The 23,528-nt window shown below is 68.1% G+C and carries 20 protein-coding genes; 7 read left to right on the forward strand and 13 right to left on the reverse strand.

Going from position 1 to position 23,528, the window contains the following annotated elements; all coding sequences use genetic code 11:
- Window positions 1-10: 10 nt before the first annotated feature.
- Both gpt and CK944_RS23745 read left to right on the forward strand, forming a co-directional pair.
- Complete coding sequence (gene gpt, locus CK944_RS11600) at window positions 11-511, forward strand: xanthine phosphoribosyltransferase (RefSeq protein ID WP_103173222.1); 501 nt, start codon at window positions 11-13, stop codon at window positions 509-511.
- 110 nt (window positions 512-621) lie between these two features.
- Entirely contained in the window at window positions 622-1,449 is an 828-nt protein-coding gene (locus CK944_RS23745; protein WP_239986049.1) for a PRC-barrel domain-containing protein, read from the forward strand.
- Window positions 1,450-1,503: 54 nt separating this feature from the next.
- Here the strand turns inward: CK944_RS23745 and trpE are convergent, their stop codons facing one another.
- The 4 genes from trpE to CK944_RS11625 form a co-directional block, all read right to left on the reverse strand.
- The gene (gene trpE, locus CK944_RS11610; RefSeq protein ID WP_103173223.1) at window positions 1,504-3,006 is read right to left on the reverse strand and encodes an anthranilate synthase component I; all 1,503 of its coding nucleotides are present in this window, start codon (window positions 3,004-3,006) and stop codon (window positions 1,504-1,506) included.
- Window positions 3,006-4,859 carry a peptidylprolyl isomerase gene (locus CK944_RS11615; protein WP_239986050.1) on the reverse strand — a complete coding sequence of 618 codons (1,854 nt, stop codon included), beginning with the start codon at window positions 4,857-4,859 and terminating at the stop codon, window positions 3,006-3,008. Before CK944_RS11615 ends, trpE begins: the two co-directional genes overlap by 1 nt.
- Window positions 4,860-4,926: 67 nt before the next feature.
- Window positions 4,927-6,111, reverse strand: coding sequence for an aminotransferase (locus CK944_RS11620; protein WP_256388119.1), 1,185 nt, complete (start codon window positions 6,109-6,111; stop codon window positions 4,927-4,929).
- On the reverse strand, window positions 6,104-6,772 hold the full coding sequence (locus CK944_RS11625) for a hypothetical protein (RefSeq protein ID WP_146038645.1): 669 nt from the start codon (window positions 6,770-6,772) through the stop codon (window positions 6,104-6,106). The genes CK944_RS11620 and CK944_RS11625 overlap by 8 nt, the downstream gene beginning before the upstream one ends.
- A 104-nt stretch (window positions 6,773-6,876) precedes the next feature.
- Between CK944_RS11625 and CK944_RS11630 the strand changes: the two genes are divergently transcribed.
- The 3 genes from CK944_RS11630 to CK944_RS11640 are packed head-to-tail and all read left to right on the forward strand — an operon-like array spanning window position 6,877 to window position 9,121.
- Entirely contained in the window at window positions 6,877-7,467 is a 591-nt protein-coding gene (locus CK944_RS11630) for an aminodeoxychorismate/anthranilate synthase component II (RefSeq protein ID WP_103173225.1), read from the forward strand.
- On the forward strand, window positions 7,464-8,486 hold the full coding sequence (gene trpD, locus CK944_RS11635; protein ID WP_103173244.1) for an anthranilate phosphoribosyltransferase: 1,023 nt from the start codon (window positions 7,464-7,466) through the stop codon (window positions 8,484-8,486). Before CK944_RS11630 ends, trpD begins: the two co-directional genes overlap by 4 nt.
- Window positions 8,483-9,121: a uracil-DNA glycosylase gene (locus CK944_RS11640; protein WP_103173226.1), complete on the forward strand. Its 639-nt coding sequence runs from the start codon at window positions 8,483-8,485 to the stop codon at window positions 9,119-9,121. The genes trpD and CK944_RS11640 overlap by 4 nt, the downstream gene beginning before the upstream one ends.
- Window positions 9,122-9,161: 40 nt before the next feature.
- On the opposite strand, the gene hflX is transcribed toward CK944_RS11640, so the two are convergent.
- The 9 genes from hflX to dusB all read right to left on the reverse strand — a co-directional run bounded on the left by hflX (window position 9,162) and on the right by dusB (window position 21,208).
- Window positions 9,162-10,499: a GTPase HflX gene (gene hflX / locus CK944_RS11645; RefSeq protein WP_103173227.1), complete on the reverse strand. Its 1,338-nt coding sequence runs from the start codon at window positions 10,497-10,499 to the stop codon at window positions 9,162-9,164.
- Window positions 10,500-10,733: an RNA chaperone Hfq gene (gene hfq / locus CK944_RS11650; protein ID WP_020949330.1), complete on the reverse strand. Its 234-nt coding sequence runs from the start codon at window positions 10,731-10,733 to the stop codon at window positions 10,500-10,502. It abuts the gene before it with no gap.
- A 91-nt stretch (window positions 10,734-10,824) separates the two neighbouring features.
- Window positions 10,825-12,453: a potassium transporter TrkG gene (locus CK944_RS11655; protein WP_103173228.1), complete on the reverse strand. Its 1,629-nt coding sequence runs from the start codon at window positions 12,451-12,453 to the stop codon at window positions 10,825-10,827.
- Between the two features lie 6 nt (window positions 12,454-12,459).
- Entirely contained in the window at window positions 12,460-13,836 is a 1,377-nt protein-coding gene (gene trkA, locus CK944_RS11660) for a Trk system potassium transporter TrkA (RefSeq protein WP_103173229.1), read from the reverse strand.
- 64 nt (window positions 13,837-13,900) lie between these two features.
- Window positions 13,901-15,292: a sigma-54 dependent transcriptional regulator gene (locus tag CK944_RS11665; RefSeq protein ID WP_103173230.1), complete on the reverse strand. Its 1,392-nt coding sequence runs from the start codon at window positions 15,290-15,292 to the stop codon at window positions 13,901-13,903.
- A complete protein-coding gene (locus CK944_RS11670) occupies window positions 15,289-17,553 on the reverse strand; it encodes a PAS domain-containing sensor histidine kinase (RefSeq protein WP_103173231.1) in 2,265 nt (754 codons plus the stop codon). The genes CK944_RS11665 and CK944_RS11670 overlap by 4 nt, the downstream gene beginning before the upstream one ends.
- Window positions 17,554-17,625: 72 nt before the next feature.
- Window positions 17,626-19,083, reverse strand: coding sequence for a sigma-54 dependent transcriptional regulator (locus CK944_RS11675; RefSeq protein WP_103173232.1), 1,458 nt, complete (start codon window positions 19,081-19,083; stop codon window positions 17,626-17,628).
- A gap of 11 nt (window positions 19,084-19,094) precedes the next feature.
- The gene (locus CK944_RS11680) at window positions 19,095-20,213 is read right to left on the reverse strand and encodes a nitrogen regulation protein NR(II) (protein WP_103173233.1); all 1,119 of its coding nucleotides are present in this window, start codon (window positions 20,211-20,213) and stop codon (window positions 19,095-19,097) included.
- On the reverse strand, window positions 20,210-21,208 hold the full coding sequence (gene dusB, locus CK944_RS11685; protein ID WP_103173245.1) for a tRNA dihydrouridine synthase DusB: 999 nt from the start codon (window positions 21,206-21,208) through the stop codon (window positions 20,210-20,212). The genes CK944_RS11680 and dusB overlap by 4 nt, the downstream gene beginning before the upstream one ends.
- 230 nt (window positions 21,209-21,438) lie before the next feature.
- On the opposite strand from dusB, the gene CK944_RS11690 reads away from it, so the two are divergent.
- Window positions 21,439-22,821, forward strand: coding sequence for an L-serine ammonia-lyase (locus CK944_RS11690; RefSeq protein ID WP_103173234.1), 1,383 nt, complete (start codon window positions 21,439-21,441; stop codon window positions 22,819-22,821).
- 104 nt (window positions 22,822-22,925) lie between these two features.
- Window positions 22,926-23,528 (forward strand): COG3650 family protein (locus CK944_RS11695; protein ID WP_205049023.1); only part of this gene is annotated, 603 nt, incomplete at its 3' end.

Genomic DNA, 23,528 nt, shown 5'->3' on the forward strand with positions numbered 1-23,528 from the left:
AGGGACTGCCATGATCGACCGCCTGCCCCACGAGAAGGGTTTCCACGTCAGCTGGGACCAGTTGCACCGCGACGCCCGCGCGCTTGCCTGGCGCCTGGACGGGACCGACTGGCGCGCGGTCGTCGCCGTGACGCGCGGCGGGCTGGTGCCCGCGATGATCGTGGCGCGCGAATTGGACATCCGCACCATCGATTCGATCTCGATCCGGTCCTACAAGGGCGTCGGCGCCGAGGCGGGCCAAGGCCAGCTTGAGGTCCTGAACCACCCCGATCCGGCCCTGATGGGCGATGGCGAAGGCATCCTGGTGATCGACGACCTGGTGGATTCGGGCCGCACCCTGGAACTGATCCGAGAGATGTATCCCAAGGCGCATTTCGGGACCGTCTATGCCAAGCCCAAGGGCAAGCCGATGGTCCAGACCTATGTGACCGAGGTCAGCCAGGACACCTGGATCTTCTTCCCCTGGGACATGGCGCTGCAATACGTCCAGCCCTATCGCGGCGAGGACTGAGGCCGGACGCAGCCTATTTTTGGACCCCTCGGCCGGAACCTGCCGGCCGATTGGGCATTGTCTCCTCAATCGCGCATCGAACGAATGCGCGGAAATATAGGAGGAAAGACATGCGCAAGTTGATGCTCGGCACGGCCATGATCCTGCCACTGATGATGGGTCCGGCGTTCGCCCAGGACACCGCGACGACGCCTGCCCCTGCCGATCCCGCGACGGATGCGACCACCGCCCCAATGAGGACCGATGCCGCCCCCGCGGCCGAAATGCCCGCGGGCGAGAACACCGAAGCCGCGGCCGACGCTGCTGCCGAAGCCGACGTCGCGGCAAGCGGCAAGGTCGAACAGGAACAGGCCGCGAATGAACTGCGGATCGACTGGATCACCGACGCGACCGTGAATTCCCCCGAGGGTGAAGCCATCGGCGAGATCAATGACGTGATCATCGATGGCGAGGCGGGCACGGTCAAGGCGGCCGTGATCGGCGTGGGCGGCTTCCTGGGGATCGGCGAAAAGCAGATCGCCGTTCCGTGGGATCAGTTGACCATCAACTATGACGCCCAGGAAATCAGCAGCGACCTGACCAAGGAAGAGGCCGAGGCTGCCCCGGAATACGTCTTCCGCGAACAGGAAGCGGCACCGGACGCCATGGGCACCGAAGGTGCGGCAGGCGGCGGCATGGCCACCGACGGCACCATGGCGACAACCCCGGATTCGGCTGCAGCCACGACCGATCCCGCGATGACCGGCACCGCCCCGGCGACCACGACCGATCCGGCGATGACCGGCACCGATGCCGCGACCACCACGACGACCGAGCCGATGGAGGCACCGGCCGACACCGCCGAAACGCCCGCAACCCCGCCCACGGATGCGGCCATGGAACCCGAGGACGATGCTGCCGCCGAACCGGCGGAAGGCACCGCCCCGGCGACCAACTGATCGGTTTGACGATCACGGCACCGACGGCCCCCTGTCCAGGGGGCCGTTTCCGTTTCAGTTGCTGCGCACGAAGCGCGCAGCGCCTTCCGCCGCGCGCTGCAGGGCGCGACTTTTATTCACGGTTTCCATGAATTCGGATTCCGGGTCGCTGTCATAGACGACCCCGCCCCCGGCCTGGATATACAGCGCACCGTCCTTCAGCACGCCCGTGCGCAGCGCGATGCACATGTCCATCTCGCCATTGGCGGCGAAATAGCCCACGGCACCGCCATAAACGCCGCGCTTCTCGGGCTCCAACTCGTCGATGATCTCCATCGCGCGGACCTTGGGCGCGCCCGACACCGTGCCCGCGGGCAGGCCCGCCAGCAGGGCGGACAAGGCATCCTCGCCCTCGCGCAATTCGCCCACGACGTTGCTGACAATGTGCATGACATGGCTGTATCGTTCGATGACGAACTGTTCCGTAGGCTTCACCGTCCCCGGTTTGGCCACGCGGCCCACATCGTTGCGGCCCAGGTCCAGAAGCATCAGGTGTTCGGCCAGTTCCTTCTGGTCGCCCAGCAGATCGGCTTCCAGCGCGCGATCCTCGGCCTCGTCGGCGCCGCGTGGGCGGGTGCCGGCGATGGGGCGGATCGTCACCTCTCCGTCGCGCAGGCGCACCAGGATTTCGGGCGATGCGCCGACGATCTGGAAGCCGCCCAGGTTCAGGAAGAACATGAAGGGCGAGGGATTGGTGCGGCGCAGGCTGCGATAGAGCGCAAGCGGCGGCAGCGGGAAATCCATCCGCCAGCGTTGGCTTGGCACGACCTGGAAGATGTCGCCCGCGCGGATATAGTCCTTGGCCCTTTCCACCGCCGCCAGATAGTCGGCCTTGGAGAAGTTCGACACCGGTTCCCCTATCCGGGCATCCTGGCCCAGGGCGCGGGGTTCCGAGGGCTGACGGTCCAGCGACCGCAGCGCATCCATGACGCGTTCCGCCGCCTGGGCATAGGCCGCGCGGGCATTGTCGGTCCCGTCGTGCCAGGCGGGCGCGCACAACGTCACCTCGCCCTTCACGCCGTCCAGGACCGCCACTACCGACGGGCGCATCAGCATGGCGTCGGGCAGGTCCAGCGGGTCGGGGTTCACGTCCGGCAGATGTTCAACCAGCCGGATCATGTCATAGCCCAGATATCCGAACAGGCCCGCCGCGACCGGCGGCACGCCGTCGGGCATCGTCTCGATCCGGCTTTCCGCGATCAGCGCCCGCAGGCTGTCCAGCGCGGGGCGGTCATCAGGTTGGAAATCGTCGGAAAACCGCGCCTGGCGGTTTATGCGCGCATGGCCGTTCCGGCAATCCCAGATCAGGTCGGGCTTCATGCCGATGATGGAATAGCGGCCGCGGATTTCTCCGCCCGTGACCGATTCCAGCATGAAGGACATGGGCGCGGCTTCCGCCAGCTTCAGCATCAGGCTGACGGGCGTGTCCAGGTCTGCGGCCAGACGGATGGTGACAAGCTGGTTCTGCCCGGCTTTCCACGCCGACTCGAAGGCGGCGAAATCGGGGGTCAGTTCCATCACTGGACCTGCGCATTGATGGCGTTGATGGCCTGCTGATCCAGCGTGATCCCCGCCTCGCGCTGCACCGCGCGGGCATAGTAATCGAAGATGTCCGACTGCAAGGACTGGCCCAGCCGGTCGCCGACGGCACCGGTAATGCGCTGCGCATCCTCGGTGGTCAGGTCGGCCTGGTCGATGGCATCCAGACGCAGCAGGATCACGCGGCCTTCCGCATCCACGATCTCGATATCGCCGACTGCCGACATCGCGAAGGCGCGGGACACGGCCTCGGCGGGAACACCCTCGATCCAGCCGTCGCGGGTGATGTCCTCGACCTCGGTCCATTCGGGGGCGGGCTGGCCCTCGGGCGCCGGCGGGGACAGACGCTGTTCCTCGGCCAGGGCCAGAAGCTGACGCTGCGTCTCGGCACGCCGCCAGTCCGCCTCGACCTCGGCCCGGACCTCCTCGAAGGGGCGCAGGGTCGGGGGCACCACCTCATCCAGGCGCAGGGCGAAGACGCCGCCGTCGTCCAGGCTGGCCAGTTCCGGGAAATCCGCTTCCGAGATTTCCTGCACACGATCGCGGAACGCCTGATAGCCTGCGATGCTGCCTTCTTCCGGCGTGGCCCCGGCAGACCAGTCGATGCTGCCCAGTTCCAGTTCGGTTTCCTCGGCCACCTGTTCCAGGGTGGCGCCGCCCGCCAGCAGATCCTCGTATTCGGCGGTGCGATCCTCGATGATGCGGGCGGCGCGATCAATGGCTGCCTCGGCCCGCAGGTCCTTCTGCGCCTCCTCGAAGGGGATGTTCACCGGCTCCAGGATCGCGTGGACGGAAAACAGCGCGGGGCCAAGGTCGGTCTGGACGGGGCCGACGACGCCGGGCTCTGCGGCGGCAAAGACGGCCTCTCCGGCGGTGCCCAGATCGGCCTGCGACACCTCGCCCAACTCGGCATCCTCGGGCTGGAGGCCGCGCTGCAGCACGAAGGCCTCGAAGGGGGCCGTGCCCGCGTCGATCTGCGTCTTCGCGGCCTCCGCCTCCTCGGCCGAAGGGAAGACAAGGCGGCTGACCAACCGGCGTTCGGGCCGCTGGTATTCGTCGATATTGGCGTCATAGGCCGCACGCAGCGCGTCCTGGTCCAGTTCGACGGTCGGGGCCAACATCTCGGGCGTCAGCCAGACATAGGTGATCTTGCGCAACTCAGGCGCGGTGAAGCGATCCGCATTGGCGCTGTGCCAAGCCGTCAGCGTCGTGTCGTCGGGTTCGGCCACCGGGGCGGGCAGCATGTCCGCAGTCAGTTCGCGCCAGGCGACATCGCGGCGTTCCAGGATCCATTTCGCCGTCGTCTCGACCGCGGGTTCGGGGGCGGAGACGCCGCCCGCCACCGCCTGCTGGATCAGCAGGCGCGCCTCGTCATTGCGGATTTCGCGCTCGAACTCGGCCTCGGACAGGTTTTCGCGGCGCAGCACCTCGGCATAGGCGGCGCGGTCGAAGCTGCCGGTCGGGCCGCGGAAGGCCGGGGCTTCCAGGATCGTCTGGCGGACCTTTTCGTCCCCCACGGCCACGCCGATCCGGCGGGCCTGTTCCTCCAGCGCGGCGGCGGTGATCAACTGGGACTGGACCGCCTGCGGCAGGCCGATGGCCTGCGCCTGCGCCATGCTGATCGGCTGGCCCGTCTGCTGCTGATAGGCGTTCATCTGGTTGCGCAACGCGCGGGCATAGTCGTCGGCGGTGATCGTCGTGTCGCCGACCGATCCAATGGTCGTCGATCCGCCCGAGAAGCTGGTCACGCCAAAACCGCCAAGGCCCAGAACCATCAGGCCCATCAGCACCCAGACGATCGTCGATTTCCCATGTGTCCGCAGGTTCTTCATGCCCGGCGCCTTCCCCTTGTCGTGTCGGACCTGTCTTTAGGGCGCGCGCGGCCCTGCCACAAGCCTGTCAGCCCCCCAGGCCACGCAGTCTCTCGGCCAGTTGAGCGATGCCTCCGGCGTCGACATTGGCGAAGGCGATGCGCAGGTGGCGCGCGCCTTCGGGGTCGTCGGACGGCATGAACATGGTGCCGGGCAGCGCCAGAACCCCGATATCGCGCACCATCCGCGGCGCCAGGATGGCCGAGGATTCGGCCAGCGGATGCTGCACCCAGGCGAAATAGGCGCCCGCGCTTTTCACCCGCCAACCGGGCAGCGACGACAGCGCCGCCACCGTCGCATCGCGCCGCGACAGGATCCCGGCCCGTTCCCCTGCAAGCCAGTCGCGCAGGTTCTCCATCCCCCACAAGGCGCCGATCTGGCCCAGTTGCGAGGTGGAGATGGCGACGGTGTCCAGGAACTTCTCGACCTGGGCCATGCGGCTTTCGGACGCGATCAAGGCCCCCACCCGATGTCCGGTCAGCCGATAGGCCTTGGAAAAGCTGTAAAGCTGGATCACCGTCCGGTCCCAGTCGGGCCGGGCCAGAAGGTCGTGCGGCGCGCCGCTGCGGCTGTCGAAGTCGCGATAGGTTTCGTCCAGGATCAGCGCGATGCCCCGGTCCTGCGCCAGATCGAAAAACCGCCGCACCAGGTCCGCCGGATATTCCGCCCCCGAAGGATTGTTGGGCGTCACCAGCACGATGGCGCGGCAGCGTGGGCCGATCAGCCCGGCGGCCCTGTCGGGGTCGGGCAGAAGGTCGTCGCCGCAGGGCAAGGGCACCGCGCGGATCCCCTGCATGTCCAGCCACATTTTGTGATTGAAATACCAAGGCGTCGGCAGGATGACCTCGTCCCCCGCCTGCGCCAGCGTGGTGATCGCGGCGCAGAAGGCCTGGTTGCAGCCTTGCGTGATCGCAACCTGCCCCGGTTCGACCGTTCCGCCATAGCTGCGGGAAAATTCCCCGGCCACGGCCGCACGCAGGTCCGGGTTACCCAGTACCGGGCCATAAAGATGCGCGTTCGGCCGGTTCAGCGCCGCATCCGCCATCGCCTGCCGCAGGGCCAGCGGCGGCGGATCGACGGGGGCCGCCTGGCTGACATTGATCAGCGGGCGGCCGGGCGGAAAGGACAGGCCCGCCAGCCAGCGCCGCGCCTCCATCACGGGGGGCGGGAAGGCGGCGGCCAGGGCGGGATTCAGGGGTGCGCCATCAATCACGGGACAAGCCTTGCAGATCGGTCAGGTCGGGGGGAAGGGACAGGTCCAGCGTGGGCGCGGGCAGATCCGGCGCCGGGCTGCCGGGCAGGTCCAGCGGCATCGCGGGCGCTTCGTCGGGGGCATCGGCCACGGCACGACCCGGCGCGGCGGGCAGGCTGGGCTGGGCCAGCACGGCGGGACGGTCCAGTTGCGGCGCATCCTCGCCTGCGTCGGGCGCCGTCTGCACGGGTCCGTCCTGTTCGCCCGCAGGCTGCGGGCGCGGCTCGGCCGCCGTCACGGCCACGGGCGCGGGTTCGGACGTCGGGGCGATGACCGCCGGGGCCTCGGCCGGAACAGGGCGTTCGCTGGCAAGCGGCGCGGGCAGGCGCGGCACGGCATCCCCGCCCCTGCCGAATTCGGAACCCACCGGCAGATCGACCTTGCCGGTCTGCGGGGCATCGCCTGTCCGAGGTTCGGAAGACGGGGCCTCCGCCGCCGGCGGATCGGCAGGCCTAGGTTGGACGGATCGCGGTTCGGCCGGTTGCGGTGCGACCCGGATCGGCGCCGGGGCCGGCGCATCTCGCTCGGGCTGCGGCACGGGCGTGGCCAGCGACAGCGCGACAAGGGCAGCGATGCCCACCACGCCGCCATGCAGAAGACCTGTCCAGAAACCGCGTGCCATCTGTCCCTTCTTGCCCGTGCCGGTCTTGACCCCCCGGCGCGCTTTGGCCCATCTATAGCGGACCCGTTCCGGCGGGGAAACCGCCACCATATCAGGGCGCCCTCATGATCCTTCTGATCGACAACTACGACAGCTTCACCTGGAACCTCGTGCATTATCTGGCCGAGGCCGGGACCGAGGTCGTCGTGCGCCGCAACGACGCGCTGAGTGTGGAGGAGGCCCTGGCGATGGCGCCTGACGGAATCGTGATCTCGCCTGGTCCCTGCGATCCGGCGCAGGCGGGCATCTGCCTGGACCTGATCCGCGCCGCCGCCGACAAGGCCATCCCTCTGTTCGGCGTCTGCCTGGGCCACCAGGCCATCGGCGAGGCCTTCGGCGGCACCGTCGTGCGCGCCAACCGCATCATGCACGGCAAGACCGACGCGATCACCCATGACGGCACGGGGGTCTTTGCGGACCTGCCCTCGCCTCTGACGGCCACGCGGTATCATTCGCTGACGGTGCGGCCCGACGACCTGCCCAACTGCCTGCGGGTCACCGCGACATCGGACGACGGGACGATCATGGGCCTGATCCACGAGGCGCTGCCGATCGAGGGCGTGCAGTTTCACCCCGAATCCATCGCATCCGAATACGGGCACGAAATGATCCGCACCTTCCTGGCCAGATGCGCGCCGCGAAAGGCCGCAGCATGACCACCGACATCCGCCCGCTGATCGGCATCGCCGCCACCCGCCCCCTGACGGGAGCCGAGGCCGAGGCCGCCTTTTCCGCCCTGTTCGACGGCGCCGCCACGCCCGCCCAGATCGGCGGTCTGCTGATGGCCCTGCGCGTCCGGGGCGAGACGGTGGACGAAATCGCCGCCGCCGCCCGCGCCATGCGCAAGCGGATGAACCGCATCACCGCCCCCGAAGGCGCGATCGACATCGTGGGCACAGGGGGCGACGGCAAGGGGACGCTGAACATCTCGACCGCGACGGCCTTCGTGGTGGCGGGCGCGGGCGTGCCGGTCGCCAAGCACGGCAACCGCAACCTTTCGTCCAAGTCGGGTTCGGCCGATGCCCTGACGCATATGGGCATCAACGTGATGAACGGCCCGCAGGTGTCCCAGCAGGCCCTGGACCAGGCGGGCATCTGCTTCATGATGGCGACGATGCACCATCCCGCCATGCGCCATGTCGGCCCGCCACGTGCGGAACTGGGCACAAGAACCGTCTTCAACCTGCTGGGACCGTTGACCAATCCGGCCTCGGCCAAGCGGCAGTTGACGGGGGCCTTCAGCGCCGACTGGATCAGGCCCATGGCCGAGGTCCTGCGCGACCTTGGCAGCGAGGCCGCGTGGCTGGTCCACGGCGCCGATGGCACGGACGAGATCAGCATCGCGGGCGAAACCCATGTCGCCGCGCTGAAGGACGGCGCCATCAGCGAATTCACCGTGACGCCCGAGGATGCGGGCCTGCCCCGCCATCCCTTCGAGGCCATCGTCGGCGGCGAGCCGCAGGAAAATGCCGCCGCCTTTCGCGCGCTTCTGGCCGGGGAACGCGGCGCCTATCGCGATGCGGTGCTGCTGAACGCGGCCGCCGCGCTGCTGATCGCGGGCAAGGCGGGCGATCTGCGGGAAGGCGCCGTCATGGCCGCCGAATCCATCGACAGCGGGGCGGCGGTGGACCGGCTGAACCGGTTGGGCCGGATCACCGGCGCGCCGGAACAATGAAACCCCCGGCGGCTTGGGCGCATTTGCCCTTCTTCCAAAGCGACTGGCCCGCGATCCGCGACCGGCTTGAAGGCCTGGACGATTGGCTGCCCGGCCCCGCCCTTGTCTTCGCCGCGCTGGATGCGACGCCGCCGGAACGGGTGCGGGTCGTGATCCTGGGCCAGGATCCCTATCCGACGCCGGGCCATGCCAACGGCCTGGCGTTTTCGGTCGCGCCCGAGGTGGCCCTGCCCCGGTCGCTGAAGAACATCTTTGCCGAATTGCGCGACGACATGGGCGCGGCCCCCGCCACGGGCGACCTGTCCGGTTGGGCGCGTCAAGGGGTGCTGCTGCTGAACACCTCGCTGTCGGTTCCGCCGGGCGATGCCGGGCGCCATGCCTCCTGGGGTTGGGACAAGCTGGCCCGCGATGCCGTGGCCGAGGCGCAGAAGCACGGCCCGCTGGCCTTCCTGCTGTGGGGCGCCCATGCGCAGAAGGCGATGGCAGGGCTGCCGCGACCGGAGGATCTGGTGATCGCGACGGCGCATCCCTCGCCCCTTTCGGCCCGGCGAGGGTTCTTTGGCAGCAAGCCGTTTTCGCGGATCAACGCCTGGCTGGAACAGCAAGGGCGGCAACCGGTGGATTGGGCAGCCTGAAACCTGCTTTGCGACCGTAGGGTGCGTGCAAGCACGCACCCTACGCGTCGTCGTCTTGGTCCGGGGCGCTGAGTGCGTCGAAGCCCGCCTTCTGGCGGTCGGTCCACAGCAGGTGCAACGTCAGGCCATTCTCGCCGCTTTCCTCGCGCTGAACCACCCCGGCCTCGTGCAGCCAGGCGCGGCGACGGCCGTCCGAGAAGGGCAGCGTCACGACCGCCTCGGTCTTCGGCTCGTCCAGGGCATCGGACAGATGCGCGTCGATGGCGGCGATCAGGTCGTCCAGACCCTCGCCCGAAAGGGCGCTGACGGCCTGGATGCCCTGGGTGCGCGCATCGGTGCGGCGCAGGGCGGCGCGGGTGTCGGCGGACAGGGCGTCGATCTTGTTCCAGACCTCGATCAGGGCGACATCCTCGTCCACGCCCAGGCTTTCCAGGATCTCGGCCACGTCGGCGGCCTGTTCCTCGGTCTCGGGGTGGCTGATGTCGCGGACATGCAGGATCAGGTCGGCTTCCAGCACCTCCTCCAGCGTGGCGCGGAAGGCGGCGACCAGTTCGGTGGGCAGGTCGCTGATGAAGCCCACGGTGTCCGACAGGATGATCTTGCGCCCCTGCCCGCCATTCGCGCCGGGCAGGCGGATGGCGCGCATGGTCGGGTCCAGCGTGGCGAACAGCATGTCCTTGGCCAGAACCTCGGCGCCGGTCAGGCGGTTGAACAGCGTCGATTTCCCAGCGTTGGTATAGCCCACAAGCGCCACGATGGGATAAGGCACCTTGGCCCGCGCGGCCCGGTGCAGCGTGCGGGTCTTGACCACGCGCTCAAGCTGGCGGCGCAGGCGGGTCATCTGTTCGTCGATGGCGCGGCGGTCGGCCTCGATCTGGGTTTCCCCCGGACCGCCCACGAAGCCCAGGCCCCCGCGCTGGCGTTCCAGGTGGGTCCAGGCGCGAACCAGCCGCGTGCGCTGATAGGACAGCGCGGCCAGTTCCACCTGCAGCACGCCTTCGCGCGTGCGCGCCCGGTCGGCGAAGATTTCCAGGATCAGCCCGGTCCGGTCCAGAAGCTTGACGCCCCAGTCCTTTTCCAGGTTGCGCTGCTGGACGGGGCTGACGGGACCGTCCACCAGGACCAGATCGACCTCGGCATCCTTCAGCCGTTCGCCAATCTCGGCCAGCTTGCCCTTGCCGAACAGGCGCCCGGCATCGGGTTTGCGCAGGCGCGCGACCTCGTCACCCGCGATCTCGATCCCCGGCAGGGCATGGGCCAGGGCCACCGCCTCGGCCAGGGCATGTTCGGGTTCGCGCCGCTGCGTCCGGCCGGCCAGATCCGGGTGGATCACATAGGCCCGCGTCGGCTTTGCCTCGGTTTCGGTGGGTTCTGCCAATCAGTCCTCGCCTTCATAGAGCGAAATGGGCTGGCCCGGCATGATCGTGCTGATGGCGTGCTTGTAGACCAGCTGCGACTGGCCGTCGCGGCGCAGGAGAACGCAGAAATTGTCGAACCAGGTGATGACGCCCTGCAACTTGACGCCGTTGATCAGGAAAATCGTGACAGGCACCTTTGCCTTGCGGACATGATTGAGGAACGCGTCCTGCAAGTTCTGCTTGTCGCCAGCCATTGTTTTTTGTTCCGTTTTTGATCTGTCCCGGTTGGACCTTACATCTATGCGGTTGCCGCAGCCCTTGCAAGCGCCCCGGATTTGCGCCCCTTCAACGCCGCCAGAACTGCGGCGAAAACAGCGCAAGCACGGCCAGCGTCTCCATCCGTCCCAGGATCATGGCCCCCGCCAGCACCGCCTTGGTAAAGACCGGAAGCCCCGACCAGCCTTCCCAGGGTGCGGACGCGATGCCCGCCGTCGCCTGGAAAGCCGGGGACAGCGGGATCGCGGCGGCCAGCGGCCCGGTATTGGTCAGCGCGGCGATGGACAGGATCGTCGCCGTCTCGATCTCGATCCGCTGGATCGAGACGAGCGCCACCACCAGGGCGATGGAGGTCGCGAACAGCATGAAGAAGATGAAGGCCAGATAGGCCCCCTCGCGCCGCAGGCGGCGGGCGATCTGTCCGCCCCCCGCGACCGAGTTCGGGTGAACGATGCGTTCCATTTCCCGCTGCCCGTGGCGGGCAAGCGCATAGACGCGCAACAGCTTGACGCCCCCCGCCGTGGTCGCGACCCCGCCCCCCATCATCGCCAGCCCCGCCAGGATCAGGCCGGGCGAGGTCAGCCCGGACCAGGCCCGCGCGCCCTGCCAGTCGATCGAGGTCCAGCCGGTCGTGGTCAGGTAGCTGAGGCCGTTGAACAGCCCGCCCCAGAAGGCGGCCAATCCGTTGCGCAGGTCGTAGAGCATTTCCGACGACCCTTCGGGCGCGCTTGCGCTTTCGATGGCACCCAGGAAATGACGGGCAAACAGCGACAGCGCCACAAGGGCGACGAAACCGCCTGCCATCTTCAATTCGGGATCGTCGATCAGCCGGTCGCTGGCGCGCAATTCCCCGCCCCCCGGCCAGAAGCGGCGCGACAGGGCCGGGATCAGGAACAGGAAGACCGCCATCTCTCCGGGCAGGCCCGAACTGGTGCCGGGCGGCCCAAGGACCGGAGAGATGCCGCTGGTGGACAATGTCCCCATCGCCCGGCACAGCGCGACCAGCCCCGGATCCCCCAGCACCAGCAGGATCAGCCACAGCGCGCCAGTCAGCCCCGCATAAACCGGAAAGACCTCCACGGCCGACCGCATCAGGCGGTAGTGGGGATGGGCCAGCACCGTCTGGAAGCCCGGCGCGGACAGATGCGGGTTCCGGTCCAGCGGATCGGCCGACCGGGGCAGGCGTTCATACTGCTCGCGCCGACCGTAAGGCTGGGCCATGATCTCGAACCCGCCGATATGCAGCGGGGCCAGGATCGCGGTGGCGGCGGCCAGGATGAAGAACCCCCCCATCCAGCCCGCCATCGCCCGCCACAGGTGCAAGGGCATCGGCAACAGGTCCGCCGAATAAAGCGAGGCCCCGGTGGTCGTCAGCGCCGAGGTCATTTCCCACCAGGCGTTGAACAGCCCGGTGTCCGGCATGCTTTCGGCGAAGGGCAGCGCCATGACCAGCGGCATCCCGGCATAGACCGTCAGCATCGTCAGCAGGGCATCGCGGGGACGGGCCCGCGGGGGATTGGCGGCCGTGGCCAGTCCGATCAGCCCCGCCACCACAAGCACCAGCAGACAGGAATAAAGAAATGTCCGCGCCATTTCGTCGTTGTTGTTGACCGAGGCATAGGCCGCCGGCAGCAGCATCGACAGCCCCGTCAGGGCGGCGATCAGCACGAACAGCGGCAGGCGCAGCAGGGCGGCCATGGCGCGTCAGAAGAAGTCGATCGAGACCTGCAACAGGCGCTCGACCTCGGGGACGTCCTTGGACAGCGCGAACATCAGCACGATGTCGCCTTCCTCGATCCGCGTGTCGGGCATGGGCTTTATCACCTTGTCGCCCTTCTGCACGGCGCCGATCAGCACGCCTTCGGGGAATTCGATGTCGCGGATCGCCCGGCCGGATATGGGGGATGTGGACAGGGCCTGCGCCTCGATCACCTCGGCCTCGGCGTCGCCGATGGAATAGATGTCGCGCACGCGCCCGTGCCGGATATGACGCAGGATCGTCGAAACCGTCGTGGATCGCGGATTGATATAGGCGTCGATGTCCAGCACCTCGGTCAGAGGCACCATGGTCGGGTCGTTGATCAGGGCGATGGCCAGCTTCGCCCCAGCCTGCTTGGCGCGGACCGAGGCCAGGATATTGGTCTTGTCGTCGTCGGTCACCGCCAGAACGGCGTCCGCCGTGGGCACCGCGGCCTCGTCCAGCAGTTCGGCGGATAAGCCGTCGCCGTTCAGGACGATGGTGCGTTCCAGCCGGTCGGCGGCGAATTCCGCGCGGGTGCGGTCGCGTTCGATCAGCTTGGCGCGGATCCGGTCGGGCCGCGATTCAAGCGCCTGCGCCACAGCAAGGCCAACATTCCCCGCGCCGATGATGGCGATGCGTTCCTGTTTCAGGGGCGGCTTGCCGAAGATTTCCAGGGTGCGGCCCACATCCTCGCGATGGGCAAAGACATAGATCTGGTCATGGGCGAACAACTGGTCCCCCGGTTCCGGCGCGAACAGCCGGGTCTGGCGGCGCACCCCCACGACGATGGCGCGCAGGGTGGAAAACAGTTCGTTCAACTGGCGCAGCGGCGTGTTCAGCGCGGGGCAGTCGTCTTCAAGCAGGATGCCCAGAAGCTGCACCTTGCCGCCCATGAAGGTTTCCACGTCGAAGGTCGATGGCGCCGACAGGCGCTGCAGGGCGGCCTTGGCGACCTCTCGTTCCGGGCTGATCACCACGTCGATGGGCAGGTGCGACGTGGTGTAGAGATCCGAATAGATCGCATCCAGATAGGCGCTGCTGCGCAGCCGCGCGATCTTGCGGGGCACCTGGAAGATCGAATGGGCGACCTGGCAGGTGACCATGTTCACCTCGTCCGAATGGGTCGCGGCGATGATCAGGTCGGCGTCGCGGGCGCCCGCCCGGTCCAGGATGTCGGGATGGCTGGCAAATCCCGTCACGCCCTGCACGTCCAGGGCATCGGTCGCGCGGCGGATCAGGTCGGCGTTGTTGTCAATGACGGTGACGTCGTTGCGTTCGCCCGACAGGTGCCGGGCGATCTGCCAGCCGACCTGGCCCGCGCCGCAGATGATGATCTTCATGGCCGCCCCTTTGCCGCCTGCGCCATCTTCTGCCTATGCCCAGGCCGCGCGCCGCGCAACCACCCTACTTGCCCATCAGCATCTCGTCCTCGGCCCGCATTCCGCCGACGACGCCCAGGGATTTCAGCTTGCGGTGCAGGGCGCTGCGTTCCATCCCCACGAACTGCGCGGTGCGGCTGATATTGCCCCCGAAGCGGTTGATCTGGGCCACCAGGTATTCGCGTTCGAACATCTCGCGCGCCTCGCGCAGCGCCATGGCGGTGATCTGCGGGCCAAGCGCCAGGGCGTCGCTGTTGTCTGGCGTGGCGCCCTGGGGTTCCAGTTCGGCGGGCTGGATCGGACCGCTGCTTTCGGCCAGGATCAGCACGCGTTCGATCACGTTGCGCAACTGGCGGATATTGCCGAGCCAGCGCATGGATTGCAGGGCGGCCACGGTTTCCTCGGGCAATTCGCGCGGGGTCAGGCCCTGGTGGCGCTGGAAGCCGTCGATGAAATGGCGCGCCAGCACCGCGATGTCGTCGCGCCGTTCCACCAGCGACGGTACGGCCACCGGCACGACGTTCAGACGGTCATAAAGCTCCTGCCGGAACCGGCCCGCCGCGATCTCGGCAGGCAGGTCGCGGTTGGTGGACGAGATTACTCGCAGATCGACCCGCACCCGGTCCGCGCCCCCTGCCCGCACGAACTGCTGCTCGGTCAGGACGCGCAGGATTTTCGGCTGCGTGCCCAGGGGCATGTCGCCCACTTCGTCGAAATAGATGACGCCGCCATGGGCCTGTTCCAGAAGGCCGGGCTCGATGCCGCGTTCGGGCGTCTCGCGGCCGAACAGCACCTCCTCCATCCGTTCCGGCTCGATGGTGGCGCAGGGCACGGTGATGAAGGGCGCATTGCTGCGCGGGCTGTGGGCGTGGATGTAACGGGCGGCCATTTCCTTGCCGGTGCCGGGTTCGCCCGACAGCATCACGCGGCCGTTGGATTTCGCCACCTTGTCCAGGTTGTCGCGCAGGCGCTTGAAGGCGACGGAATGGCCCAGCATCTCGGCCGCGCGGTCGCCGCCCCGGCGCAGGGTGCTGTTTTCCCGCCGCAGCCGGCTGGCTTCCATCGCGCGGTTCACCACCACCATCAACTGGTCGATGTTGAAGGGCTTTTCGATGAAGTCGTATGCGCCCTGCTTGATCGCCGCCACCGCGATCTCGATGTTGCCGTGGCCGGATATGATGATGACGGGCACGTCCGGGTTGTTGCGCTTGACCTGTTTCAGGATGTCGATCCCGTCCATGCGGCTGTCCTTCAGCCAGATGTCCAAGACCATCAGCGCGGGCGGGCGTTCGTTCAGCGCCGCCAGCGCCTCGTCCGAGTTCGCGGCAAGGCGCGTCTCGAACCCCTCGTCCTTCAGGATGTCCGCGACCAGTTCGCGGATATCGCGTTCGTCGTCAACGATCAGGATATCGCTCATATCGGTGCTGCCTCATCTTCTTTTGTTTTTGTCTTGCGTTGTGCGCCGCGCACGGGATGGCGTTCCCGCGGCAGGCGTATTTCGGCCAAGGCGCCCGGGCCGTCGGGCCGGTCCGACAGGGACAGGCTGCCGCCATGTTCCTCGACGATCTTCTTGACGATCGGCAGACCCAGGCCGGTGCCGCTGGCCTTCATGGTCACATAAGGCTCGAACAGGCGCGACCGGTCGGCGGGCAGGCCGGGACCGTTGTCGGCGATGCGGATGGTGACCGCATCGTGGTCGGCCTGCATCAAGACCGTGACCTGCCCCGTCCAACCATCGGGCGCGTTTTCCCGCACCTCGTCAACCGCTTCTCCGGCGTTCTTCACAAGGTTCGTGAAGGCCTGCCGCAGCATCCCGGCATCGCAATCCACGATCACCGGCTGGTCCGGGATATGCGCCTGCAATGCCCCTTTCAGCGCGTCCTGCTGCAACAGCGTGACCTCTCGCAGCAGGGCGGCGAGGTCGATTTCCGCGCGGTTGGGTTCGGGCATCCGGGCGAAGCGGCTGAATTCGTCCACGATCCGGCGCAGATCGCCCGTCTGGCGGATGATGACGTCGGTGTACTGGTCCAGCGAGGCCTTGTCCTCGGGCGATGCCAGCTTGCCGAACTTGCGGCGCAGGCGTTCGGCGGATAGCTGGATCGGCGTCAGCGGGTTCTTGATCTCGTGCGCGACCCTTCGCGCCACGTCGCCCCAGGCGGCCATGCGCTGCGCGGTCACAAGCTCGGTCACGTCGTCGAAGGCCACGACATAGCCTTCCAGGTCGCCGTCGGTGCCGCGACGGACGGCCATGCGGACCAGCAGGCTTTCGACCTTGCCGTCGCGCATCAGCCGCACCTCGTCCTGCACGGTTTCCGCGACCGAGGCCGACAGCCGGTCGAACAGCGGCGCGAATTCCGGCACCGCTTCGGACAGCAGCGCGTCGATGTCGCGTTTCGGATCCAGCCCCAGCAGCTTGCTGGCGGACCGGTTCACGAAGTCGATTTCCCCTGCCGCATCCAGCCCGATCACGCCCGAGGTGACGGATGACAGCACGTTGTCGAACAGCCTGCGCTGTTCGTCGCTGACGCGATAGCTGTCGATCAGTTCTTCCCGCTGGGTCTTGAGTTGCCGGGTCATGCGGTTGAAGGACTGCCCCAGCGTCTGGATCTCGTCCCCCGTGTCGGGTTCGGGCACCTGGACATCCAGGTTGCCGTGGCCCACCTGCTCGCTGGCCTGCGCCAGAAGCCCGATGGGTCTCGAAAGGCGGGATGCGAACCACAGACCCAGCAGGACGGCCGCCGCGACCAGCAGCAGCGCGAAGGCCAGATAGACCAAGGAAAACTCAAACAGCACCTGGCTGCGCGTCTGTTCCAGCTGGCGATAGCTGCCGACCGTCGCGCGGGTGTCGTCCACAAGGCCCAGCAATGCGCCGTCCACGTCGCGGGTGACATACAGGTAACGGTCGGCCAGCGGCGGCAGGGCGACAAGGGCGCGGAATTCGTTGTTCTGCCAATCCTCGATCAGCACGACGCCTTCGGTCTGGGCGCGGTCCAGATCGCTGCTGGTCGGGGCTTCATACCAGAACAGATAGGACCGTTCGCCCCGCGCGCGGATTTCCCCGTTGCCGTTGATGACATAGGCTTCGCGCAAGCCCCGCTGGATCAGCGCCTGCCCCTGCCCCAGCAGCAGCCGCAATTCGCCGTCGTCGATCAGCGGATTGGCCCGCCCCGCCTGGGTCAGCACGCTGGCCAGGGCGCGGGCATCCTCGGTCAGGTCGCGGCGGTGTTCCTCTTGATAGGCTTCGGCTGCAGCCTGGGATGTCGTGACGACCTGCTGCACCCGGCCCGAGAACCAGCCTTCCAGCCCGATATTGACCAGAAATCCCGCAAACAGCGCGACCAAGACCGTGGGCACAAGGGCCAGCCCGGCAAAGATCAGCACCAGCCGCGCGTGCAGCCGCGATCCGGCCGCGGTCTTGCGGCGCGCGGTGATCAGGCGCGACATGCGCAGCACGATGATCCCGATCAGCACGATCAGATAGGCAAGGTCCAGAAGCAGGATCAGCCGCAGCATCCGGCTTTCGGCGCCTTGGGCCAGCGGGCCAAGCACCGTCATGGTCGCGCCCGCCAGAAGAATGCCCAGGGCCAGAATCGCCACGGCCATTCCCCCGCGCCAGTGACGCGGCAGCTTGATCCTTGCGAGCCTGTCCCAGCTCAACCCTGATGCGGCACCTGCCATTGCCCCCGCCTGCCGTCTGACGCGGCCTTCTGTTGCGGCGCCGATACGCTGGCGCCGCCCCCTGTGGCGGTTTTACATCAGTTTGCGGCGGCGTGTCACCTCGATATTCAGCTCGGTCAGCTTCTTGCGCAGGGTATTGCGGTTTATTCCCAACAGGTCGGCGCATCTCAGCTGATTGCCCCCGGTGGCGTCCAGGGCCACCTGAAGCAGCGGGCGTTCGATTTCGCGCAGGATGCGGTCGTAAAGACCGGGCGGCGGCAGGCTGTCGCCATGCAGGTCGAAATAGCGTTGCAGATGCGCCTCGACCGAATCCGACAGGGGGCCGTTGCCCCCGCCCAGATGAAAGCCGCCGGGCAGACCGGCATCGTTCGCAACCGGCGTGGCGGGCATCGGCATGGCGGCGATGGAGGCCGTGCGGCCGCCGGCCTGCTGGCTAAGCGCCTCGCGCATCTCGGCAGCGGTGATGGTGGTGCCGCTGGCGGTCAGGGCCAGTCGGCGCATCATGTTTTCCAGTTCCCGCACATTGCCCGGGAAGGCATGGACGCGCAGCAGGCTGGCTGCATCGTCGCCCAGCGTACGGTCGGGCAAGCCCTGCGTCGCCGCGCGCGCCAGCAGGTGCGCCGCCAGGGGCAGGATGTCATCGACCCGCGCGCGCAGGGGCGGCACGGTCACGGTCACGCCCGCAAGTCGGTAATACAGATCCGACCGCAGCCGTCCCGACGCAACGTCGGACTGGGGATCCGGGCCGGTCGTGGCCACGATCCGCGGGGCCATGGCGCGGTCCGGGCCGCTTTCCATGGACTCGATCAACCCGATCAGCCGCGCCTGGGCCGCCGGATCGAACCCTGCCGGGTTTTCCACGACGATCGTGCCGCCGCGCGCCTTGTCCGCCGCCCGGATGATCGCCTCCTCGCTCGCGTCGGCCGAGGTCAGGATCGCGAACCCGCTGTCGCGACGGTCGGACAGTTCGTGGAAGGACCGCGCGATGGTGGTCTTGCCCACGCCTGGTTCGCCCGCGATCAGCACCGGCAGGTCGGCGTTCAGGATCCGCGCGACCATGCGGAACAGCGACTGCATCGCGGGGGCGTGGCCGATCAGCGGCATGGCGGGATCGGCCGCGGGGCGCGGCGCGGCGCCCGCTTCAGGGGCCGGGTCGGACCTGCGCGGACGGCGCGACAGGGCCTGGCCCGCCTTGGCCATCAGGTCGGGCAGGTCGAAGGGCTTGGGCAGGTATTCGAAGGCCTCGGCCTCGGTCGCGCGGATCGCGGTGACGATGGTGTTCTGGGCCGAGATGACGATGACCGGCAGGTCGGGCCGCGCATTGCGGATGGCGGGGATGCGGTCGATGCCGTTGCCGTCGGGCATCATCACGTCGGTGATGACCAGATCGCCCCGGCCTTCCTCGACCCACTTGGACAGCTGCGCCAGGCTGCCCGTGGCATGGACGCGGCAGCCCGCGCGGGTCAGCGCCTGGGTCAGCACCGTGCGGATGGTGCGGTCGTCGTCAGCGATCAGAACGGTTCCGTCCATGGCGTCGGTCCTTATGCCTTGGGCAATGATATGCGAAAAACGGTGCGGCCGGGGCGCGAATCCACGCGGATCAGCGCGCCGTGGTCGGTGATGATCTTGCTGACAAGCGCCAGGCCCAGGCCGGTGCCGTTCTCGCGTCCCGACACGAAGGGCTCGAAGATCTGGTCGGCGATGACGGGCGGCAGGCCGGGGCCGTTGTCCTCGATCTCGATCTGCAGGGGCAAGGGGCGGCCGGTGGGGTCGGCGTCGTCGGGCGGCAGGCGCAGGCCGTGGTCATAGAAGCTGCGCAGCCGGATCATCGGATGGTCGGTGTCCTTCAGCGCCTCGGCGGCGTTCTTGACAAGGTTCAGGCAGACCTGGGTCAGCTGGTCCCCGTCGGCCAGGGCATCCGGCAGAGAGGGGTCGTATTCCGCCACGATGGCGATCTTCCTGGCAAATCCCACGGCCGCGGACCGACGCACCTTTTCCAGCACGTCATGGACGTTGATCGACCGCAGGTTCGGGGCCGAGGTGTCGCCGAAGCGTTCCACCTGGTCCAGCAGGGACACGATGCGCCTGGATTCGCTGACGATCATCTCGGCCATTTCGCGATCCTCGGGGGATGCGTTCATGCCGATCAGTTGCGCGGCGCCCCGGATGCCCGCCAGGGGGTTCTTGATCTCGTGTGCCAGCATCTCGGCCATGCCGATGGCGCTGCGGGCGGCGGTGCGGACGGCGCGGGTCTGGTTATGCAGCCCCGCCTCGTCCTGCGGCACCAGCAAAAGCGTCACGGCACCCCCGACATCGCCCGCGGGGCCGACATGGACGGCGGCATGGCGATCCTGGTGGCCGCCCGCGCGGTCGCCGATCTCGAACCGGATGCCGGGATGATACAGCGCCTCGTCCCCCGCGATCACCCGGCAGACCAACGGCCCAAGCGACGGCTGGATGCGCAGCCGCGTGCCCATCTCGTCCCCTTCCAGCGCCCGCCCCAGGGTCGAGTTGCGCGACATGTTGAGCCAGATTTCCGCCGCATTGTTCATCGCAGCCACGCGGCCCTGGCCGTCCAGCACAAGGGCGGGCAGCGGCAGCGCCTCCCACCCTGGACCGGGCTGCGCCTCGTCAAAGCCGGCGGGGCTGCGCCGCGTCATGCGGCCTCCTGCGCGTCGGCAAAGGCCTGGCGGATCAGGGCCAGCGTTTCGGCGGGGCTGTCCGCGCGCAGCATCCGGTCGCGCAGCGGCGCGCCGTTCGCATCGGCATACCAGCCCAGGTGCTTGCGGGCGACGCGCAGGCCCAGGTCGATGCCATAGAAGTCCAGGATATCCTCGTAATGTTCCGCCACCGCGTCCGCCAGGGCGGCACCCTGCGGCACGACAGGCGCGGGGCTTCCCACCAGGTCATGCGCGATCCCGGCCAGCCGCCAGGGCGCGCCCTGCGCCCCGCGCCCCACCATCACCGCATCCGCGCCCGATGCCGCAAGCGCCGCCCGCGCCGATGCCGCGTCCACCACGTCGCCATTGGCGACCAGCGGCGGGCGGCCCTGCAGGTTCGCCACCGCCCGGATCCGCGACCAGTCGGCCCCGCCCTTGTAGAACTGCGCCCGCGTCCGGCCATGCACGGTCAGCATCCTGACGCCCGCATCGCTGGCGCGCCGGGCCAGGTCGGGGGCGTTCAGGCAATCGTCATCCCAGCCAAGCCGCATCTTCAGCGTGACCGGCACGGATACCGCGCCCACCACTGCGTCGATCAGCGTCAGCGCATGGTCCAGGTCGCGCATCAGCGCGGCGCCCGACAGCCCGCCCGTGACCTTCTTGGCGGGGCAGCCCATGTTGATGTCGATGATGCGCGCGCCCATGCCTTCGACGATGCGGGCGGTTTCGGCCATGGCCCCCGCCTCGCGCCCGGCGATCTGGACGCTGACGGGCAGCGCGCCCTCGGTCAGGGCCTTGGCGCGGACGGCTGCGCGGGTGGACGGGCGCGGCGTCACCATCTCGGTCGAGGCGACCATCTCGCTGACCATCAGGCCCGCGCCGTATCGCGCAACGGCGCGGCGAAACGGCAGATCGGTGATTCCCGCCATGGGCGCTAGAAACACCGGCGGGCCAAGCCTTGTATTGCCAAGAATGATCGGGTCGCCGAATGCCATGTCCTGTTCCTTCGCCCTGCGCCGAACCGGCCGCAAGATTGCAATTCTGGCCGGATATGCCCGATAAACGGTCATCTGTCTTGTTGCCTTGATCTGCGGCAGGATGCCCATTTTATAGGCAATGCAGGCGCAGGTGGGGATGTCGCCAAGATCCCATCCAACTGCCGCAATCCAAGTGGCCTTTGGCCCGGTCAGATGTTTAGATGAAGCCCGAAATGCAAGGGGGACACATGTTCCTGTCAGTCTTTGACCTGTTCAAGGTGGGCGTGGGCCCGTCGTCGTCGCATACCATGGGGCCAATGGTCGCCGGTGCGCGGTTCCTGGACGAATTGCGCCAGCAGCCCTTCCGGGCGCATGGGCTGAAGGCCAGCCTGCACGGCAGCCTTGCCTTTACGGGCAAGGGACATGCGACCGACCGCGCCACGATCCTGGGCCTTGCGGGCTTCGTTCCCGCCACGCTGGACGCCGAGGCTGCCGAGGCCGCGCTGGCGAAGAACCGCGAAACCAGGGTGCTGTCGCCCGAGGGCTTGGGCGATCTGGTCTTCGATCCCGACCGCGACCTGCGGTTCGATTTCGACCACGCGCTGCCGGGCCATGCCAACGGCATGACGCTGTCGGCCACTGACGCGCAGGGCGACGTGATCTTTCACCGCATCTATTATTCCATCGGCGGCGGCTTCGTGCTGACCGACGATGAACTGGCCCGCAAGGGGGACGAAAAACGCAGCGACGATGCGCCGAAGGTGCCCTATCCCTTTTCCAGCGCCGCCGAGATGCTGGAGATGGCCGCAGCCTCGGGCAAGTCCATCGCCCGGATGAAGCACGACAACGAACGCGTCTTCCGCAGCGATGCCGAGATCCGCGACGGGCTGATGCGGATCTGGCAGGTGATGCGCGACTGCATGGACCGGGGGCTGACCACCGACGGCATCCTGCCCGGCGGGCTGTCGGTCAAGCGCCGCGCCAAGGCCATCCACGAAAAGCTGCTGGCCGAACGCGGCATGAACCTGACCGCGCCCCATGTCATCAACGACTGGATGTCCACCTATGCCATGGCCGTGAACGAGGAAAACGCGGCAGGCGGCCAGGTCGTCACGGCGCCGACCAACGGCGCGGCGGGAACGGTGCCCGCCGTGATCCGGTACTGGCTGGACCACGTTCCCGGCGCGTCCGAACGCGACATCCCCGAATTCCTGCTGACCGCCGCGGCCGTCGGCGGGCTGGTCAAGCACAATGCAAGCATCTCGGGCGCCGAGGCCGGGTGTCAGGCCGAGGTCGGCAGCGCATCCGCGATGGCGGCGGCGGGGCTGGCGGCGGTTCTGGGCGGGACGCCGGAACAGGTCGAAAACGCGGCCGAAATCGCGCTGGAACATCACCTGGGCATGACCTGCGATCCCGTGCGCGGCCTGGTGCAGGTTCCCTGCATCGAACGCAACGGCCTGGGCGCGATCAAGGCGGTGTCGGCGGCCAGCCTGTCGCTGCGCGGCGACGGCACCCATTTCGTGCCGCTGGACGCCGCGATCGAGACGATGCGCCAGACGGGGCGCGACATGTCGGACAAGTACAAGGAAACATCGCTTGGGGGGCTGGCGGTCAACGTGCCGAATTGTTGACACCCTGGGGCGGCGGCCTGTTGCCGTCAGCTACGGGCGCGCTTGTGCCTGCGTGCGGTGATTGCTAACGCTGGCGCGACAGTGATCCCAAGGAAGGCCGACCGATGACCCCGCGTCTTGCACTCATCGCCCTGATGACCCTGCCTCTTGCTGCCTGCGACGGCGCGAACCTTCCGGGCCTCGGCCGATCCGAGCCGCAGGTCCAGGGCCACCAGGGACCGCCGGGCGTCTCGCCGCTGGAACAACCCATCGAGACCGGGGCCGAGGCGCGCCCGGTGTCCACCGCCGAGGCCACGACCTATAACACCGCCGCCTTCAGCGCGCGCGGGAACGAGCCCTTCTGGGCCGTCGATGCGGCGGGCGGCACCGCGATCTACAAGACGCCCGACAATCAGCGCGGCCGCCCGATCCGCGTGAACCGCCTGAACTTCGCGCAGGGCGTGGAATATGTGGGCGTGCATTCAGGCCGTCCCTTCGTGCTGAACATCCGCGCCACGGCCTGCCAGGACAGCATGTCGGGCGACAGGTTCCCCTTTACCGCACGCCTGACGGTGTCGGGCCGAACCGAAACCGGCTGCGCAGGTCCCGCATCGGCCGAGGTCGCACAGGCCGTCGCCGCGACCCGCGCGCCCGCGCCCGCGGCGCCGCGTCAGGCCACGACGGCCACGCGTCCCGCCGCGACCCGTCCTGCGGCGGCTCCTGCGGCC

It is taken from the genome of Paracoccus sp. SY (assembly GCF_002901215.1).
Taxonomy (GTDB): Bacteria; Pseudomonadota; Alphaproteobacteria; order Rhodobacterales; family Rhodobacteraceae; genus Paracoccus; species Paracoccus acridae.